This window comes from Pseudomonas sp. AC193 (assembly GCF_979258075.1).
On record NZ_OZ409832.1, the window covers coordinates 4,838,810 to 4,858,135 of the forward strand.

Annotated in this window: 10 protein-coding genes and 3 pseudogenes; 5 read left to right on the plus strand and 8 right to left on the minus strand. The window is 57.2% G+C overall.

Translation table 11 applies throughout. From position 1 onward, the window contains the following. Positions 1 to 190 precede the first annotated feature (190 nt). The 5 genes and pseudogenes from aceE to msrA all read left to right on the plus strand — a co-directional run bounded on the left by aceE (position 191) and on the right by msrA (position 10,299). Positions 191 to 2,836 (plus strand): annotated as a pseudogene (gene aceE, locus ACZZ0D_RS21760) (pyruvate dehydrogenase (acetyl-transferring), homodimeric type). 11 nt (positions 2,837 to 2,847) lie between these two features. Continuing rightward, positions 2,848 to 4,812 carry a dihydrolipoyllysine-residue acetyltransferase gene (aceF, locus tag ACZZ0D_RS21765; RefSeq protein WP_463554257.1) on the plus strand — a complete coding sequence of 655 codons (1,965 nt, stop codon included), beginning with the start codon at positions 2,848 to 2,850 and terminating at the stop codon, positions 4,810 to 4,812. A gap of 266 nt (positions 4,813 to 5,078) precedes the next feature. After that, the gene (locus ACZZ0D_RS21770; protein ID WP_463554831.1) at positions 5,079 to 6,476 is read left to right on the plus strand and encodes an alkaline phosphatase D family protein; all 1,398 of its coding nucleotides are present in this window, start codon (positions 5,079 to 5,081) and stop codon (positions 6,474 to 6,476) included. Positions 6,477 to 6,729: 253 nt separating this feature from the next. Next, positions 6,730 to 9,453, plus strand: a complete 2,724-nt coding sequence (locus ACZZ0D_RS21775) for a putative bifunctional diguanylate cyclase/phosphodiesterase (protein ID WP_463554258.1) — start codon at positions 6,730 to 6,732, stop codon at positions 9,451 to 9,453. Positions 9,454 to 9,633: 180 nt separating this feature from the next. Continuing rightward, positions 9,634 to 10,299, plus strand: coding sequence for a peptide-methionine (S)-S-oxide reductase MsrA (gene msrA / locus ACZZ0D_RS21780; protein ID WP_053116709.1), 666 nt, complete (start codon positions 9,634 to 9,636; stop codon positions 10,297 to 10,299). Positions 10,300 to 10,408: 109 nt separating this feature from the next. On the opposite strand, the gene ACZZ0D_RS21785 is transcribed toward msrA, so the two are convergent. The 8 genes and pseudogenes from ACZZ0D_RS21785 to putP all read right to left on the minus strand — a co-directional run bounded on the left by ACZZ0D_RS21785 (position 10,409) and on the right by putP (position 19,262). Beyond that, entirely contained in the window at positions 10,409 to 11,248 is an 840-nt protein-coding gene (locus tag ACZZ0D_RS21785) for a 23S rRNA (adenine(2030)-N(6))-methyltransferase RlmJ (protein WP_053116708.1), read from the minus strand. A 376-nt stretch (positions 11,249 to 11,624) separates the two neighbouring features. After that, entirely contained in the window at positions 11,625 to 11,942 is a 318-nt protein-coding gene (locus ACZZ0D_RS21790) for a hypothetical protein (RefSeq protein ID WP_463554259.1), read from the minus strand. Between the two features lie 318 nt (positions 11,943 to 12,260). After that, on the minus strand, positions 12,261 to 12,983 hold the full coding sequence (locus tag ACZZ0D_RS21795) for a DUF4123 domain-containing protein (protein WP_463554260.1): 723 nt from the start codon (positions 12,981 to 12,983) through the stop codon (positions 12,261 to 12,263). A 126-nt stretch (positions 12,984 to 13,109) separates the two neighbouring features. After that, positions 13,110 to 13,499, minus strand: a complete 390-nt coding sequence (locus ACZZ0D_RS21800) for a hypothetical protein (protein WP_463554261.1) — start codon at positions 13,497 to 13,499, stop codon at positions 13,110 to 13,112. A gap of 116 nt (positions 13,500 to 13,615) precedes the next feature. Beyond that, entirely contained in the window at positions 13,616 to 13,999 is a 384-nt protein-coding gene (locus ACZZ0D_RS21805) for a hypothetical protein (protein WP_463554262.1), read from the minus strand. Between the two features lie 9 nt (positions 14,000 to 14,008). Further along, the gene (locus tag ACZZ0D_RS21810) at positions 14,009 to 14,380 is read right to left on the minus strand and encodes a hypothetical protein (protein WP_463554263.1); all 372 of its coding nucleotides are present in this window, start codon (positions 14,378 to 14,380) and stop codon (positions 14,009 to 14,011) included. Positions 14,381 to 15,417: 1,037 nt separating this feature from the next. Next, positions 15,418 to 17,424: pseudogene (locus tag ACZZ0D_RS21815) on the minus strand (type VI secretion system Vgr family protein); the annotation flags it as partial. A 354-nt stretch (positions 17,425 to 17,778) separates the two neighbouring features. Beyond that, positions 17,779 to 19,262, minus strand: a pseudogene (gene putP / locus ACZZ0D_RS21820) (sodium/proline symporter PutP). Between the last annotated feature and the right edge of the window lie 64 nt (positions 19,263 to 19,326).

The following is a 19,326-nucleotide window of genomic DNA, read 5'->3' on the forward strand; positions in this document are numbered from 1 at the left end:
AAGCCTTTCATCTGTAGTTTTACTACTCGTCTATACATCCGAAAGGCTGAAATGCTCAAAGATTTGTAGTAAAACTACACGCCGCCGGAACAACCTGTCGGCAATCCAAGAATTTTAAATCGTCTGCCCACAAGGCCAGTCGCAAACTCAGGCAACCGATTCTGGAAGCCTTTCCGCCCTGGAGCAAGCCATGCAAGACCTCGATCCCGTCGAAACCCAGGAATGGCTGGACGCCCTGGAATCGGTTCTCGACAAAGAAGGCGAAGACCGTGCTCACTATCTGATGACCCGTATGGGTGAACTGGCAACCCGCAGCGGTTCGCAGCTCCCTTACGCCATCACCACGCCTTACCGCAACACCATCCCGGTAACCCACGAAGCACGCATGCCTGGCGACCTGTTCATGGAACGCCGCATTCGCTCGTTGGTACGCTGGAACGCGATGGCCATGGTAATGCGTACGAACCTGAAAGATTCCGACCTCGGTGGTCACATCTCCAGCTTCGCTTCCAGTGCGACCCTGTATGACATCGGCTTCAACTACTTCTTCCAGGCCCCGACCGACGAACACGGCGGCGACCTGATCTACTTCCAGGGCCACACCTCGCCAGGCGTTTACGCCCGTGCGTTCATGGAAGGCCGCATCACCGAAGACCAGATGAACAACTTCCGCCAGGAAGTCGACGGTCAGGGCCTGTCGTCCTACCCGCACCCTTGGCTGATGCCTGACTTCTGGCAGTTCCCGACCGTATCGATGGGTCTGGGTCGATTCAAGCGATCTACCAGGCTCGCTTCATGAAGTACCTGGAACACCGCGGTTTCATCCAGCCGGGCAAACAGAAAGTCTGGTGCTTCCTGGGCGACGGCGAGTGCGACGAGCCGGAATCCCTGGGCGCCATCTCCCTGGCCGGCCGCGAGAAGCTGGACAACCTGATCTTCGTCATCAACTGCAACCTGCAGCGCCTCGACGGCCCGGTTCGCGGCAACGGCAAGATCATCCAGGAACTCGAAGGCGTGTTCCGCGGTGCTCAGTGGAACGTGACCAAAGTCATCTGGGGCCGTTTCTGGGATCCACTGCTGGCCAAAGACGTCGACGGCATCCTGCAACGTCGCATGGACGAAGTCATCGACGGCGAGTACCAGAACTACAAAGCCAAAGACGGCGCGTTCGTTCGCGAGCACTTCTTCAACACGCCAGAACTCAAGGCGATGGTTGCTGATCTGTCCGACGACGAGATCTGGAAACTCAACCGTGGCGGCCACGACCCGTACAAGGTCTATGCGGCGTACCACGAAGCGGTCAACCACAAAGAACAACCAACCGTTATCCTCGCCAAGACCATCAAAGGTTATGGCACCGGTGCCGGCGAAGCGAAAAACACTGCGCACAACACCAAGAAAGTCGACGTCGACAGCCTGAAGTTGTTCCGCGATCGTTTCGACATCCCGGTCAAGGACGAAGAGCTGGAGAACCTGCCGTTCTTCAAGCCAGAGCCAAACAGCGCCGAAGCCCGCTACCTCAGCGAGCGTCGCACTGCATTGGGCGGTTTCGTGCCACAGCGCCGCGCACAAAGCTTCAGCGTGCCGACGCCGGATCTGGACACCCTCAAGGCCATCCTTGACGGTTCCGGCGACCGTGAAATTTCCACCACCATGGCCTTCGTGCGGATCCTCGCGCAACTGGTCAAGGACAAGGAAATCGGCCCGCGCATCGTTCCGATCATCCCGGACGAAGCCCGTACTTTCGGTATGGAAGGCATGTTCCGTCAGCTCGGCATCTACTCGTCCGTCGGCCAGCTCTACGAGCCAGTCGATAAAGACCAGGTGATGTTCTACAAGGAAGACCAGAAAGGTCAGATCCTTGAAGAAGGCATCAACGAAGCAGGCGCCATGAGCTCGTTCATCGCCGCCGGTACTTCGTACTCCAGTCACAACCAGCCGATGCTGCCGTTCTACATCTTCTACTCGATGTTCGGCTTCCAGCGTATCGGTGACCTGGCCTGGGCCGCTGGCGACAGCCGTACCCGTGGCTTCCTGATCGGCGGCACCGCCGGCCGTACCACCCTGAACGGTGAAGGTCTGCAACACGAAGACGGTCACAGCCACCTGCTGGCTGCAACCATCCCGAACTGCCGCACCTACGATCCAACCTACGGCTACGAGCTGGCGGTGATCATTCAGGACGGCATGAAGAAGATGACCGAAGAGCAACAGGACATCTTCTATTACATCACCGTGATGAACGAGTCGTACCAGCAGCCAGCCATGCCGGCCGGTGCCGAAGAAGGCATCAAGAAAGGCATGTACCTGCTCGAAGAAGACACCCGCGATGCGGCGCACCACGTACAGCTGATGGGCTCCGGCACCATCCTGCGTGAAGTCCGTGAAGCGGCGAAGATCCTGCGTGAAGAGTTCAACGTTGGCGCTGACGTGTGGAGCGTTACCAGCTTCAACGAACTGCGTCGTGACGGCCTCGCTGTCGAGCGCAGCAACCGTCTGAAGCCGGGCCAGAAGCCTAAGCTGAGCTACGTCGAAGAGTGCCTGAACGGCCGTAACAGGCCCGGTCATCGCCTCTACCGACTACATGAAACTGTTCGCCGAGCAGATCCGTCAGTGGGTACCGTCGAAGGAATTCAAAGTCCTCGGCACCGACGGTTTCGGCCGCAGCGACAGCCGCAAGAAACTGCGTCATTTCTTCGAAGTTGACCGTCATTTCGTGGTGTTGGCAGCCCTGGAAGCACTGGCTGACCGTGGTGATATCGAACCTAAGGTTGTGGCTGAAGCCATCACCAAGTTCGGCATCGACCCGGAAAAACGCAACCCACTGGACTGCTGAGGAGACATTTTGTGAGCGAACTCATTCGCGTACCTGACATCGGCAGCGGTGAAGGTGAAGTAATTGAACTGTTTGTGAAGGTCGGCGACCGTATCGAAGCCGACCAGAGCATCCTGACCCTGGAATCGGACAAGGCCAGCATGGAAGTGCCGGCCCCGAAAGCCGGCGTCATCAAAAGCCTGAAAGTGAAGCTGGGCGACCGTCTGAAAGAAGGCGACGAACTGCTTGAGCTGGAAGTCGAGGGCGCCGCTGAAGCGGCCCCTGCTCCGGCTGCTGCACCGGCTAAAAAGGCTGAAGAAAAACCGGCCGCCGCTCCTGCTGCTGCCGCGCCAGCCGCTGCCCCTGCTGCCGCTTCGGTTCAGCAAGTGCACGTGCCGGACATCGGTTCGTCGGGCAAGGCGCAGATCATCGAGATCCAGGTCAAGGTCGGCGACACCGTCGAAGCTGATCAATCGCTGATCACGCTGGAATCCGACAAGGCGAGCATGGAAATCCCGTCGCCTGCCGCTGGCGTGGTCAAGGCCATCAGCGTCAAACTCAACGACGAAGTCGGCACTGGCGACCTGATTCTGGATCTGGAAGTGGCGGGTGCTGCGGCCCCTGCTGCGGCCGCTCCGGCTCAGGCTGCTGCACCGGCCGCTGCGCCTGCTCCGGCAGCCGCGCCAGCAGCTCCGGTTGCTGACAGCGTTCAGGACATCCACGTTCCGGACATCGGCTCGGCTGGCAAAGCCAAGATCATCGAAGTGTTGGTCAAGGCTGGCGACAGCGTTGAAGCCGACCAGTCGCTGATCACCCTGGAATCCGACAAGGCGAGCATGGAAATTCCATCGCCTGCCGCCGGCGTGGTGGAAAGCGTTTCCATCAAGCTGGATGACGAAGTCGGTACTGGCGACCTGATTCTGAAGCTGAAAGTCAAAGGCGCGGCGCCTGCAGCTGCTCCGGCTCCGGCTCCAGCTGCCGCCGCTGCTGCTCCGAGCGCTCCGGCACCTGCCACTGCTGCTCCGGCTGCCGCTGCACCTGCTGCAGCTCCAGCCGCCGCACCGGCCAAGCCGGGCGCGAAAGTTCACGCCGGCCCAGCCGTGCGTCAACTGGCTCGTGAGTTCGGCGTCGAGCTGAACGCTGTCGGCGCCAGCGGCCCGCACGGTCGTATCTTGAAAGAAGACGTGCAGGTTTACGTCAAAGCGATGATGCAGAAGGCCAAGGAAGCACCGGCCGCTGCTGCTGGCGCAACCGGTGGCGCGGGCATCCCGCCGATTCCGGTCGTCGACTTCAGCCGTTTCGGCGAAATCGAAGAAGTGCCGATGACTCGCCTGATGCAAATCGGCGCGTCGAGCCTGCACCGCAGCTGGCTGAACATCCCGCACGTGACTCAGTTCGATTCGGCTGATATCACCGAGCTGGAAGCGTTCCGCGTGGCGCAGAAAGCCGTTGCAGAGAAGGCTGGCGTCAAGCTGACCATCCTGCCGCTGCTGCTCAAGTCGTGCGCACACATGCTCAAGGAGCTGCCGGACTTCAACAGTTCGCTGGCGCCAAGCGGCAAAGCGATCATCCGCAAGAAGTACATCAACATCGGCTTCGCCGTCGACACTCCGGATGGCCTGCTGGTACCGGTCATCAAGAACGTCGACCAGAAGAGCCTGTTGCAACTGGCAGCCGAAGCCGCTGCGCTGGCCGCCAAGGCCCGCGACAAGAAGCTGACTGCTGACGACATGCAAGGCGCCTGCTTCACCATTTCCAGCCTCGGCCACATTGGCGGCACCGGCTTCACGCCGATCGTCAACGCGCCGGAAGTGGCGATCCTCGGTGTTTCCAAGGCAACCATTCAGCCAGTCTGGGACGGCAAAGCCTTCCAGCCGAAACTGATGCTGCCGCTGTCGTTGTCCTACGATCACCGTGTGATCAACGGCGCCGCTGCCGCACGCTTCACCCAGCGTCTGGGCAGCCTGCTGGCGGACATCCGCACCATCCTGCTGTAATCCCAGGCGGCCCTCCGGTAACGGCGGGCCGCTTGTGTTTCACGTTTTCGAGCGCCACACGCTCGTACCTCAACCCCGTCAGTTTGACGGGGCTTTTTTTTGCCTGAAATTCGTCTCTTATACTTTTCCCACACATTGCGCTGACATCGGCTACAGCCCGAGTCAACTTCGTGCCGATCTTTTTATGCAAACGCCAACTAGTCTTGGCACAGCACAGTCAAACTACCTTTTAGTTTTATCTGACACTCATTCGAATGGATTCGAACATGTTAAAACCGACTATCGGCCCGATTATTGGCCACGTTACAACTAACCAGGCGCGGATATTTATTCGCGGCGAGTTTCAAAAAGATCTTCAGGTGTTCGCCGGCATTCGTTATCGGGCCAGCGACACGCAACAATGGACTAAAGGCATTTTTGCCAAACTCGACGAATCTCGCGACATGTCCAATGTGATCACACTTAATAACTTGGATGAAGACACCGAGTACGAATATCAAACCGGCTGGTTCAGCCCGATGAGTCCGGTACACACCGTCGACAGTGTCGCTGAACTGCCGCTGCAATGGCCGCGCGAGATCTATCGCTTCCGCACCCGCTCCGGCGAATCATTGCAGCCGCGCGCCTATATCGTTGGTTCGTGCCGTTACCTACGCATGACGGCAGGGGTTGCGGTGCTGCCGCAGTTGGGAGACCGGATCTTTGCTTCAATCCGTCAATTGATCGAAGGGATACAACCGCCCATTAGTGCAATGCTGATGACCGGCGACCAGATCTATGTCGACGATCTCAACTTGATTGCACCTGATCGCGAATACAAAGATATTCTCGCAAAGTACCGCGCAGCTTTTTCGCAACCCAACATAAAGCGCTTAATGTCGGAAACTCCGACGTATATGATTCTCGACGACCATGAAATCGAGGATAACTGGCCGGCGAATGCCGAAGCAGGTGACGACGCGTTATATAACAACGCAACCAAAGCCTATGAACTGTATCAAGCCAGTCATAGCCCAGTTTATTCTTTAAAAACTAACGGCCAAGTTAATCACTCATCTGTCCAGCATTACTGGTATCAATTCAGCGACGGCGATCTCGAATGGTTTGTCACCGACAGCCGCACCCGGCGCAATCTGTCGGCCGACGATCGACGCATCCTCGACGTCGAACAGGAGCAAGCGCTGCTGGACTGGCTGATCAACAGCACGGCGCGGGTCAAATTCGTGGTCACCAGCGTGATGTTCTACCCGGACGGCAAAGGCCTTGGCGAAGATGCGTGGAAAGCCTTTCCGCAGCAGCGTCTGCGCTTGCTGGAAACCATTCGTACCCGGCGTATCAGCAATGTGATCTTCATTTCCGGCGACGTGCACGGCTCGATGACTGCGCGTCTGTCGCACAGTGAAGATCCTGAATTCGAAGTGCACACCGTAGTGTCATCGCCGCTGTGCAACAGCAAACTGCTGCCGTATGCCAAGGCATCCACGTTCATTCTGGATCAGCCGTTGGTGCGCACGGCGGCGGGCGATTATGTGCATGAGTTGACCAGCGAGGTGATCAGTCAGGATAACTTCGCGCACATGGTGGTCGAGGCTGAGCGGATTGTGGTGAATTACCATGATCGCGATGGGAGGCCGTTGCAGTCGATTGCGATAGATCTGCGCTAAACCTTAAAAGATCGCAGCCTTCGGCAGCTCCTACAGGGATCGCATTTCTCTTCAAACGTGGGCGCTGGCTGCGATCTTTTGCTGTTTTCAAATAGACGCTGGAGAAATGTTCACTCCAGCCGACATATTCTTATAGCACTTGGCCTTCATCACTCTTGTCAGTCAGTGCTGCAATGATGCAACCTTGCCGCAGGCAACGTTTAAGAGGGCGAGAGCCCGGCGCGTTCAGCATATTTCCAAGCGAGTTCCCTTCATGAAGAGCCAACCCGATGCCGCCAGCCGTATGGTGGCCGAGGTAGTGACGCAGTTGCCTGTGCCCTCGCGGCTCGGCATGCTGCGTTTCGAGCGCTTGAATGAAGCCAGTTGGGCGATGCTCTTTCTCGATCCAAATTGCGAACGCCAGTTCGGCCAGCCCGCTGTCGAGCTGTGTGCTCTGGTCGGCTCGCCTTACGCCAGCCTGATGGAGCCGGAAGCGCGCTATCAACTGCACGACGCGATCCAGCAACAACTCGGCGCCAGCCCGCATTATCTGGTGCGTTACACGCTGCACACCCCGGCCGGCGCGCTGAATATTCTTGAACTGGGCGAAGCCTACAAACAACACAATCGTCACCTGCTGCGCGGCTATCTGCTGGCGGTCGATGACGTCTTCGACGATGCGCCGCTGCAACCCTCGGTCGACCTCGAAACCCAGAACTCGCGCCTGCAGATCGCCCTCGAACTGAATCAGCGCGCGCAGCAGGAACAACTGCTGCATCTGGAGCGTGTCCGCGCCCAGCAGGATTTGATTTTGCTGCTCGCCCGTCAGCGCTACAGCACGCACAATTCCTTGCAGGAAGCCGCCGAACTGATCACCCGCTGCGCCTGCGATATCTATGAAATCGACTGCGCCAGCCTGTGGAACCTCGAAGGCCAGCAACTGGTGCCGATCTCGGCATACCACCGCACGACGCAGGAATACATCCTGCCGGACGTGATCGACGTCAGCACCTTTCCCGATTACATGGAAGCGTTGCAGAGCAGCCGCGCCATCGACGCGCACAACGCGATGCGTGATCCGCGCACCCGCGAAATGGCCGAAGCCCTGCGCCCGCGCGACGTCAATGCGATGCTCGATGCCAGCATTCGTGTCGATGGTCAGGTCGTCGGCGTGTTGTGCCTGGAACAGACCGGCGTCACTCGCGCCTGGCAGTCCGACGAGATCGCCTTCGCCGGCGAGTTGGCCGACCAGTTCGCGCAAGTCATCAACAACCACAACCGCCGCACCGCCACCAGCGCCCTGCACCTGTTTCAGCGTGCGGTCGAGCAAAGCGCCAACGCGTTTTTGCTGGTCAATTGCGACGGCGTGGTCGAGTACGTCAACCCGAGCTTCACCGCGATCACCCAGTACACCACCGAGGAAGTCCACGGCCAGCGCCTATCCGAGCTGCCAGCCTTGGAAAACCTTAGCGAGCTGCTGTTCGATGCCCCTTCCGCACTGGCCAAGAGCAACAGTTGGCAGGGCGAATTCAAGAGCCGCCGGAAAAACCTCGAACCGTACTGGGGCCAGTTGTCGATCTCCAAGGTCTACGGCGACAACCGTGAGCTGACCCACTACATCGGCATCTACGAAGACATCACCCAGACCAAGCTCGCGCAACAGCGCATCGAGCGCCTGGCCTACACCGACAACCTGACCAACCTCGGTAACCGGCCTGCGTTTATCCGCAATCTGGACGAACGCTTCGCCCGCGATAGCGATACCCCGATCAGCCTGTTGCTGGTCGACATCGACAACTTCAAGCGCATCAACGACAGCCTCGGCCACCAGACCGGCGACAAACTGCTGATCAGTCTGGCCCGGCGTCTGCGCAACAGCCTCAGCCCGAGTGGCAGCCTCGCGCGATTCGCCAGTAACGAATTTGCCGTACTGCTCGACGACACCGATCTGGCGACCGGTCAGCAGATCGCCAACCAATTGTTGGCGACGCTGGATAAACCGATGTTCGTCGACAACCAGTTGATCAGCGTCACCGGCTCGGTCGGTCTGGCTTGCGCGCCGTTGCACGGCCGCGACCCGCAAACCCTGATGCGTAACGCCGGTCTGGCACTGCATAAGGCCAAGGCCAACGGCAAACATCAGGTGCAAGTCTTCACCGAAGCGCTGAACGCCGAGGCCAGTTACAAACTGTTCGTCGAGAACAACCTGCGCCGCGCCCTGACCCAGAATGAGCTGGACGTGTTCTATCAGCCCAAGTTGTGCCTGCGCAGCGGTCGCTTGCTGGGCATGGAGGCACTGTTGCGCTGGAACCACCCGGAACGCGGCATGATCCGCCCGGACCAGTTCATCAGCGTTGCCGAAGAGACCGGCCTGATCATTCCGATCGGCAAGTGGATCGCGCGTCAGGCTTGCCGCATGAGCAAAGCGCTGACCGCTGCCGGCATGGGCAATCTGCAAGTGGCGATCAACCTCTCGCCGAAACAGTTTTCCGACCCGGATCTGGTCGCCTCCATCGCCAACATCCTCAAGGAAGAAGCGCTGCCGGCCCATCTGCTCGAACTGGAATTGACCGAAGGTTTGCTGCTGGAAGCCACTGAAGACACGCACTTGCAGCTCGATCAGCTCAAGCGTCTGGGCCTGACGCTGGCCATGGATGACTTCGGTACCGGTTATTCGTCGCTGAGCTATTTGAAGAAATTCCCGATCGACATCATCAAGATCGATCGCAGCTTTATCCACGAAATCCCCGACAACCAGGACGACATGGAAATCACCTCAGCGGTGATCGCCATGGCGCACAACCTGAAACTCAAGGTTGTGGCGGAAGGCATCGAGACCGCCGAACAACTGGCATTCCTCCGTCGCCATCGCTGCGACGTCGGCCAGGGTTACCTGTTCGACCGCCCGATCCCCGGCGGCGAACTGATCCAGGCGCTCAAGCGCTACCCGCGCCGGTCCGCTCGCCCTCTAACCCCCCGCAGCTCTCTCTATGGATGAATTCCCCCTGTGGGAGCGGGCTTGCTCGCGAATGCAGTGCATCAGTCAATATTTCTCTAGCCTGACACACCGCCTTCGCGAGCAAGCCCGCTCCCACAGTTTTGATAGTGCGAAGTCGGGCATCATTGGGCACACTGGCGGTCTGACTTTTTACATCCAACCTGACTGAGAGGACTGATCATGGTTCTGCGCTCGGAAATTCTGGTGAACAAAAACGTGCTTCCAACCAAAGAACAAGCTCTGCCCGGCCGCGAAACCGCGATGACCCTGCCTGAAAAACACTTCGTGTTTGAAGACACCCCGCTGCTCGGCCCGTTTTTTCAGGACGTCGATTTTGCGATCTTCGGTCTCGGTTGCTTCTGGGGTGCAGAACGCCGTTTCTGGCAGCGCGAAGGCGTGGTTAGCACGGTCGTCGGTTACGCTGGCGGCTTCACCCCGAACCCGACTTACGAAGAAGTCTGCTCAGGCCTGACCGGCCACTCCGAAGTAGTGCTGGTGGTCTTCGACAAGGATAAAGTCAGCTACGAAGAGCTGCTGGCGATGTTCTGGGAGCTGCACAACCCGACGCAAGGCATGCGTCAGGGCAACGACATCGGCACGCAGTACCGCTCGGTGATCTACGCGACTTCGCCAGAGCATCTGGACGCGGCGCTGAAGAGCAAAGCGGTCTATCAGGCTGAATTGTCGAAGGCTGGCCTGGGTGAAATCAGCACCGAGATCGAACAGGCGCCGACCGTGTACTTCGCCGAGACGTATCACCAGCAGTATCTGGCGAAGAATCCTGAAGGTTATTGCGGGATTGGCGGCACCGGCGTGTGCATGCCACCGAGTCTGGCGGGTAATTAAAGCTTAGAAGCTTCGCGAGCAAGCCCGCTCCCACATTTGAAATGCGTTCCAAATGTGGGAGCGGGCTTGCTCGCGAAGGCGTCCGCTCAGACACCATCAAACCAACCGATCAGCTCTCAGCAATCAACCAATCCATCTGCCAGCCACCCTGAGTCTGCCCCAGTTTCTTCGACAACCACGGCAGCAGCTCACGCAATTCTTCCTCCAGCCCCCACGGCGGATTGGCAATCGCCATTCCGGAGCCGTTCAGACTGTTCGGCGTATCCAGCGGATGCACCAGCAGTTCCACACGCAACAGCTTCGGCGCGCCGCTCCCGGCCAGATCCTGATAGAAACGACGCAGCGCACGCTGGTCTTTCACCGGATACCAGATAGCCGCCACCGTTTGGCGCATGCGGCCAATGGCCTCTTTCAACGACGCCGCGCAACGCTGCATCTCGTCGAGCTGTTCGAACGGCGGATCGATCAGCATCACCGCGCGCTTCTCCTGCACCGGCAACATCGCCCGCGCCACATGCCAACCCTCGCCGAGGTGTACTTTCACCCGACGATCACCGGCCATGTTGTCCTTGAGCAGCACGCCGTCTTCCGGGTGCTTCTCGTTGAGCATCACCCGATCCTGCGGCCGCGTCAGACGCCGCGCCAGCTCCGGCGAACCCGGGTAGTAACGCAACTGGCCATCCGGATTCATCTCGTGCAGCACTTTCATGTAATCGGCGGTCAGCGCCGGCAGATCCGGCTGATCCCACAAGCGCGCGATGCCTTCCAGGTACTCGCCGGTGCGATTCGCCTGATCGCCCTGCAAGTCATACAGACCGATGCCGGCGTGGCTGTCGAGATAGGCAAACGGCTGCTCCTTGCGCGACATCAAGGCGATGAGGCGGGTCAAGGTCAGGTGTTTGAACACATCGGCGTGATTGCCGGCATGGAAGGCGTGACGATAATTCATGGCTGCTCCTGCGAAGGGCGCAAAGTTTACCTTTTACCGCGCGGCAAGTCAGGGGTTGGCGGCTGAGCGGGCAAATGCGCGCCCTCACCCTAGCCCTCTCCCAGAGGTAGAGGGGACTGATTAAGGTGATCTTGCGGCTTATGTCGACCTGAAAGATCAGCGCGAACTCAGGCTTGGCCAAGCCAGGTTCAACACTGAAGTCGCAAATCGGCGTACCTCACCCGGCCGACTCGGTCAGTCCCCTGTAAGAACAACTCGTATCCAGGCTTGGCCAAGCCAAATTCGCCGCTGAAGGCGCAAGTCGGCGTACATCACCCAGCCGACTCGGTCAGTCCCCTCTCCCTTTGGGAGAGGGCTAGGGTGAGGGGCTTTGATTTTAAGACCCCGCACTCAACCGCTTACCGATGACATCCAGCACATCACAGCCATCACGTAGCGGAATCGCACACAGCATGGCGAAATCGCTGAGGATGACGGAGTCGCACTCGATCGAGCCGCGCATGCACATGTTTTCCAGCACTTGGGCGACGGCGCGGAGGCGGTAGTTGGCGGCGTCCATGAGGATGTCGAGCGGCGCATGAGTGTCGATGAACAGCGTGGGCATATCGCTGCAGTTGCTGGTCAGGGCCATGAAGCGGTTGTCGGGATGGGGAGTGATTTTTTTGTAGGGTGGATCGGGTTTTAAATTTTTCAATGGACTGACTCCTAACGTATGAACTGGAGCCGCCACTTTTACTTCCACGCAATAGGTGGCGGCTGTACGCAGGTGTGGAAGACCGGGACGTTAGGCACCCGGCGCACTCGAAAGCGCCCCGCGCACAGCCACCATAAAAACAGAGAGCAAACAATGCCTGCCTGGTGGTGCTTCTGCGCCTAACGATAAAAGGGCTTCCACGCCCTGCCACCGAATTTGCGGTGACAGCCAAAAGACTATCCCTGCAACCCACCGCCCACCAGTTCATGGAAACCGCCGCAACTCGAAGGAAAAGTCCGACACCTTCGCCCGGAAATCTTACTTATCTTCGTCCCGCAAATAGGCCAACAACGCTAACTGCGACGAATCTTCCGACACCGAAACCTGAAAAAACTGCCTGACCTTGCAACGCAAAACCGGCTCGGGAAACGCTTCGAAAATTGGCGGATGTTCCTCGCTCAGCCACTGCAGAGTATTGCTGACCCGGACTTCGTCACCCGTCGAAACCAACACCGAATCCGGCACCTTCCACCAAGGAAAAACTCGTCCAGAAACCTGCGCCACGCCACCGATATCAATGGCCTGACCATTGATCAAACCGCGCGAGATTACGGGCAACAGTTGTGCCGAATCCACTGCATCAGACTGCAGAATCGGCAACAGAAAACGTCCATCCCAGAATCGAAAAAACACTGTCTTCCCGTCCGGCATCAGCACCTGCGTCAGACTGCGAAAATGCTCGACCACCACTTCAGGACTCGCCGAAGACACTGCCAACCAGCCCCAATCCCGGGACTCGGTAGTAGCCACCCAATCGAGAAACTCACTGTCCACAGCGACAATTCCCACGAAGGGCATCACCGTATCCCACTCAGCGTAAATAGTGTCCGCCCAAATCGGACTTGGCGCTTGTGCGGTAGTTGACCCGCTCCAGACCTTGAACGGCTCGCCATCGCTGGTGCTGCTGAGAACTGCAAACAGTTGTTCATCGGCCATTAGCGGCTGAAGCTGTAACCAATGCTGGGGAATCAGTTTATTCATTCAAGGGCCTATGCAGCTCTCGACAATATCAAGAATGCTGTTATCTACAAAAACAAATGGCTGAGTTACAAACCAGCGTAAAGAAACAACCTGAATGGCAAAAACAGATTGATCATCGAAAAATGGTTAACTCAGCCAACCATTAACCCTTCCCAACACCGCACCGATTATTGCAATGGTGCTTAACACCAACATCATCCAATTGGAAAATAAAATTATTCGCCGCAAGCCTACCGGCAAGGCTTCGTAATCCTTGGCGTCCAGCTCACCATTTCGTATGGATTTACGCGAGAAGATCATGAGCGTGCCCACACTACTAATAAATAGAAATCGGCCAATCGGCTCCCATCCCAAGGTGCGCCTTCTAGAAATAACAGCCGGTGAATTGCTCAAACACTTAAAGATATCCCGCGCAAAAAAATAAGCGACAAATAGCAAAATCAATGACGACAGAAAAACAAGTGCAATCAATACCAAACCACTTAACAGGAACAGTATTTCAATATCCGATCTCATTTCTGGATCTCGTAGACAATATCAGCCCCTTGCTAGCCCCACTCCCCGAATGGATAGCAAAACCCATTCAATTAAGACTTACCAACAGAAAAAACTCTATTTAATCAATAAAAAATTCATTCAATCCAACCCATATACTTACAACCAGCCAAAAGCACAATCATTGCCCCTCCTCCCCCGAGCGCAGAAAGATAACAAATACGAACAGCCATCATTAATTCACGGGGAAAATTCAGATAGTCGTCCTTATCCAAAGCGCCACCCCTAATGGCAAAGATGGAAAGAGCATGAAAGAACCTATACAAATCAGAGACAAAATAAGCACCGAAAAATGAAAAAGACTTACTGACCCAAACTCCACTGGATCTACCAAGAAGATCCAGAATTCTCTGCATCTTAAAAAAATACAAACAAACGTGACCAAAAAAAGATACAAGCCCCAGCCCTAAAAATAAAGCACCAAACGTCAAGACAAACCAAATTTCGTCATCATCAGTCATGTGTAAAAGTCAGCGATACAAAACATACATAACCACCATAAGCGCAGCCAGCAACCACATAGAATAGTTACAAAATCTGATTAATGCCTTCAAACCGCGTGGAAACCGTTCGTAATCTTGAGCGTTCAGGATCTGCTTTCTTATTGAGCGACGAGGAATGATTAGCATCATGCTGATATGCCCGAGGAGTGCCAATCGCGAGAGTGGATCAAGACTCAAACGCATTGATCTACCGATTACAGCAGGAGAATTATTTAAATAGCCCAACATCTCTTTAATTCGACAATATGCAAGATAGAACATCAGAGCCAAGCATAAGACAAACAATGCAGCCAATGTCAAAACCACACATACATAAACTTCATTCAGTGCTATTTTCATTGCGCAGCCTCATATAACAATTCACCCACCCACTCACCGAATAGAGCACCACCCTCGCCCCCGGCCAATGCACCCACGCCTGTCAAAGCGAGACCACAAGCAATTCCACCGACCCCGACAGTACCTATACCGATGACTGCGCAAGCGGAGCCACCTATCATTGCGCCGCCCCATCCACCGGCAACATTACCGCCCAATTTCCCGGCCTCAGTGAACTTGGCCCTCCTGCATGCCTCCTCCGTTCCTGCGCGACAAGTATCTTTAATCTTGAACCCGGCAGCACCCGCACCTAAACCAATTCCAATCCAGCCTCCCAGTTTCATAACCTTGCTAGCCTTGCTGACGCCATCAATATGCGTCGCATATCCAGGAATGCCGGCTGAAGTACCAGCCTTGCTCCAGTGATGGACGAGGCTGCGACTAGAAATACCTAGCGCACTCCTCAGACTCGGATGACTGGGCAAACCGACTGTTTTACGCACCAAGGGACTTAAACTGTTATCAAGTTGCGTCATCAACTGTTTGCGCGTGGCAAAGAAATCCGCCCCCTGCAGCTTGCCATGCTTGTCGAACGTCTGTTTATGCAAAACCTCCAACTCACCCAAAGTCTCGGCGAGTTTCTTAAGATGACTACCAAACATCGCCGAACCGATCCCCACCCCAGTCGAACCCTGCGACAAAAACGATTCAATCTCCCCATGATGCCGCGCCATGAACTCCGCCTCCGCATCATTCATCGGCGCCAACACGGCATCAACTTTCTGCGCCGCCTCCATCAATAACGCCTCTTCCCGAGTGCACAGCGTATTACGCGGATCGCTCAGAACGATCAGTTGCCCAGGTTTGGCGTATTGGCTGAGCTGCGGATTGAGGCTACGAAATTTCTCCAGCACGGCCGGATCCGGCTGCGGGAACAGTGTCGATTCCAGTGCAGACCGAGACATTCCCTGCTCAACGATATGAAAGCCCGGCTCAACGCTAGAAGGCGCCGGCCGGGCTGAGGACTTTGGGGATTGGGTCAACCCGCTCGGTGTCGGGCAGATGCCATCCTTACACCGCTCGCACTCTTCGCAGAATGGCGCATCACCTTTCAGGCTCATGATTTGCGCCGCCGTGAGCATCGCCGCCGACGCTGCGGCCAGTTTCTCCGGCAGTCCCGGCACAACCGGTGCTGCACTCATCGCCGCCATCGGCGCGCCGCCCACGATAATCGGTACGCTGCTGAAAATCCCGCCGGGGCCGATGTTGATCCACTGCCCGCCGGCCTGAATCGTTGCGCTCGCGCCGCCATCAATGACCACTTGCTGACCAGCGCTGATATGGATTTGCGCACTGGCGTTAAGCGCCTGACTGCTCACGCGAACATGCTGATCACCGGTCACGGTCAGGTGATCGTCCTGCTTCACCTCGGTCTGGCGCCGACCGTGGGTGATGCGCTGCTCATTGGCCTTTAGCTCATGGCGAGCAAGGCCGGTGACGACGATGCTGCGCTGGTTATCCACTTGCACTTGTTGATCGTGCAGCACGTGCTGCGTCCAATTGCGCTGGGCGCGCAGGTAGATTTCCTCGGCGCCTTTGCGATCCTCGATGCGCAGTTCGTTGTAGCCGCCACCGCCGGGACTGCTTTGGCTGCGGAAAATGCTGCGGGTTTTGTCGGCGGGCAGATCCAGCGGTGCTGGCGTCGCGGCGTTTGGCAGGCAGCCCATGATCAGCGGTTTGTCGGCATCGGCGTCGATGAAACCGACCAGCACTTCCATGCCGACTCGCGGAATCAGCACGCTGCCATAACCGTCGTGAGCCCAACCAGTGGCAACGCGCAGCCAGCAACTGGAATGTTCGTTCAACTCACCATCACGATCCCAGGCCAGTTGCACCTTGACCCGACCGTACTCGTCGCAATGGATTTCCATGTCTTTCGGGCCCGTGACGACGGCCGGTTGATAACCGGGCATGCGCGGTTTTTCCGGGCCCAGCACCGGACGAAAGAACACGTCCCACGGGGTGGCGAGAAAGGTATTACGGTAACCCTGGAAGCCTTCCCCATCGCTGGTCGCCGTTTCTTCCAACACTTGCGGCTGTCGGCCATGGTGCTCGACGGCAGTCAGCAACCACAGGTCATTCCAGTCTTGGCGCGGATGGTCGGCCAGTTGCAGGAAATGTCCGCACACCAAGGAGGATTCGTCGCTAAGGCCCTCGGCCTGGCGGTAATCGGCGACATGCCGTTCAAGTGCGCGCTGGGCGAGGTGCTTGCCGGTTTCACGATCTTTGAATTGGCCGGGAAAGTGATAGTCCTCCAGCACCGGGCGCTGCTCACTGTCGATACGGCTTTCCAGTTGCAGACGCGGTTTTACGAAGTTGTAGTCGCGCCGGGTGACCACGCTGGTACGGGTTTCCACACGAACGTTGAAGCGCTTGATCGCCGGCGCCGCACCGAGCATGCCGCTGCCGGGCAGATACAAGGTCGGCTCGACAAGTTTCGGAAACACGGTCTGGTCGTCGCCGAACACCAGCAAGTGCTCTTCAATACTGTGCTGAAAGTGGTAATGGATGCCGACTTCCGCACAAAGACGCTGGATGAACGCCAGATCACTCTCCCCGTACTGCACGCAATACTCACGCACCGGGTAATCGCTGCCGAGGCGAAATTCGAAGGCATCGCGCAGGATCGAGTGATCCTTGAGGATTTGCTCAACGATTTGCGGAACGCTGAGATGCTGAAAAATACGCTGATTGATGCGGTGCCCGAGGTACGTCAGACGCGGGACCAGGCTGAGGTGATAGCGCGTCAGACGTTTCCCGGAATCGCCCTGCCCGACCTGATAAATCTGACCGTGAACGCCGGAACCGTCAGCGTCAAAGCTCAGAAACGCCTGACAGTGCAGCAGGCTTTCGAGATCCAGATCGGGTCGTTCACTGACCAGTTCCAGCTCAAAACGAAAGGGTTGGCTGATGGCTTCCTTGCCCGTGAACTCAAGGACTTTGAGGTCAATTTGGGCGCCTTCGAGGGTCAACGTGAAACGCGGTTGATTGGCAGGCGCGAACATCCGATGTGTCTCTGCAGAGTGAGGGCGGGCGATTCTGCATGAGGGGCAAGGGGTGTTGAGTGGGGGACGGAAAAATCAGATTTGCCCTACTTCTGTTGTCGAAAAACCCACAGAAAATTGGCGCAACCGACTACAGACAAATCCCTCAAACCCATCGACGAACCAAATGTGGGAGCGGGCTTGCTCGCGAAAGCGGTATGTCAGCTTGAATCATTGCTGAATGAGAAACCGCCTTCGCGAGCAAGCCCGCTCCCACATTGGATCTCCACAATGTCCGAGAAATTACAGGCACAAAAAAACGGCCCGCTTCCTGTAGGAAACGGGCCGTTTTCATGTGAGCCGTAGCTCAGCGCATTACTTGTTCAGATTGAAATCTTTTTCCGCTGCCTCGAAACGCTCAACCATGCCGCGAGTCGGTTCGCCCGCCTTGCTGACAAAGTAGATCGCCAGGCTGGCGAAGATGAAGCCCGGGATGATTTCGTACAGACCCAGCAGTTCGAAATGCTTCCAAACCACCACGGTGACGGCACCAACCACGATACCGGCCAGTGCGCCGTTGCGGGTCATGTCTTTCCAGATCACCGAGATCAGCACAACCGGACCAACGCAGCACCGAAACCGGCCCAAGCGTAGGACACCAGGCCCAGTACGCGGTTTTCCGGGTTGGCCGCCAGTGCGATGGCGATCAGTGCAACCAACAGCACCATGGCGCGACCGACCCAGACCAGCTCCAGTTGCGAGGCCGATTTACGCAGGAAGGTTTTGTAGAAGTCTTCGGTCAGGGCGCTCGAGCACACCAGCAACTGGCAGCTCAGGGTGCTCATCACCGCAGCCAGAATGGCCGACAGCAGGACACCGGCAACCCATGGGTTGAAGAGGATTTTCGCCAGTTCAATGAACACCCGCTCAGGGTTCTCGGTCACGGCGCCGGCCAGTTCCGGATGCGCCGAGAAGTACGCGATACCGAAGAAGCCGACGGCCACGGTGCCGCCCAGGCACAGGATCATCCAGGTCATGGAAATGCGACGCGCCTTGGCGATCGATTTCACCGAGTCCGCCGCCATGAAACGCGCGAGGATGTGCGGCTGACCGAAGTAGCCCAGACCCCAGCCCATCAGCGAGATGATGCCGATGAAAGTGGTGCCTTTGAGCATGTCGAAGTTGCTTGGATCTTGCGCTTCGATGGCCAGGAACGTGGTGTCGACGCCGCCGGTGGCCAGCAGCACGGTGATCGGCGTGAGGATCAGCGCGAAAATCATCAGGGTCGCCTGAACCGTGTCAGTCCAGCTTACCGCGAGGAAACCACCGATAAAGGTGTAGGCAATTGTCGCCGCAGCACCGGCCCACAGCGCCGTTTCATAAGACATGCCGAAGGTGCTTTCGAACAGACGGGCGCCGGCAACGATGCCGGAAGCGCAATAGATGGTGAAGAACACCAGAATCACGATCGCCGAGATAATGCGCAGCAGACCGCTTTTGTCTTCGAAACGGCTGGCGAAGTAGTCTGGCAGGGTCAGGGCGTCGCCGTTGTGCTCGGTCTGCACACGCAGACGGCCGGCAACGAACAGCCAGTTCAGGTAAGCACCGACGATCAGGCCGATGGCGATCCAGCTTTCGGACAAACCGGACATGTAGATGGCGCCTGGCAGGCCCATCAACAACCAGCCACTCATGTCGGACGCACCGGCGGATAGCGCGGTGACGACGCTGCCCAAGCTGCGGCCGCCCAGAATATAGTCAGAAAGGTTGTTGGTGGAGCGATAGGCCATCAAGCCGATCAGCACCATTGCTGCGATGTAGATCACGAACGTGATCAAGGTTGGATTGCTAACGCTCATTAAGTTACGCCCTGGCTTTGTTTTTATGTAGCGGCGGTGATGAACCGCGCGCAAACGACGACGT

Bases quoted from the DNA above. Each gene is read 5' to 3' on its own strand.
- ACZZ0D_RS21785 (WP_053116708.1), bottom strand. From the start codon at position 11,248: ATGAATTATCGTCACGCCTTCCATGCCGGCAATCACGCCGATGTGTTC.
- msrA (WP_053116709.1), top strand. From the start codon at position 9,634: ATGGTTCTGCGCTCGGAAATTCTGGTGAACAAAAACGTGCTTCCAACC.
- ACZZ0D_RS21775 (WP_463554258.1), top strand. From the start codon at position 6,730: ATGAAGAGCCAACCCGATGCCGCCAGCCGTATGGTGGCCGAGGTAGTG.
- ACZZ0D_RS21810 (WP_463554263.1), bottom strand. From the start codon at position 14,380: ATGAAAATAGCACTGAATGAAGTTTATGTATGTGTGGTTTTGACATTG.
- ACZZ0D_RS21795 (WP_463554260.1), bottom strand. From the start codon at position 12,983: ATGAATAAACTGATTCCCCAGCATTGGTTACAGCTTCAGCCGCTAATG.
- ACZZ0D_RS21805 (WP_463554262.1), bottom strand. From the start codon at position 13,999: ATGACTGATGATGACGAAATTTGGTTTGTCTTGACGTTTGGTGCTTTA.
- ACZZ0D_RS21770 (WP_463554831.1), top strand. From the start codon at position 5,079: ATGTTAAAACCGACTATCGGCCCGATTATTGGCCACGTTACAACTAAC.
- ACZZ0D_RS21800 (WP_463554261.1), bottom strand. From the start codon at position 13,499: ATGAGATCGGATATTGAAATACTGTTCCTGTTAAGTGGTTTGGTATTG.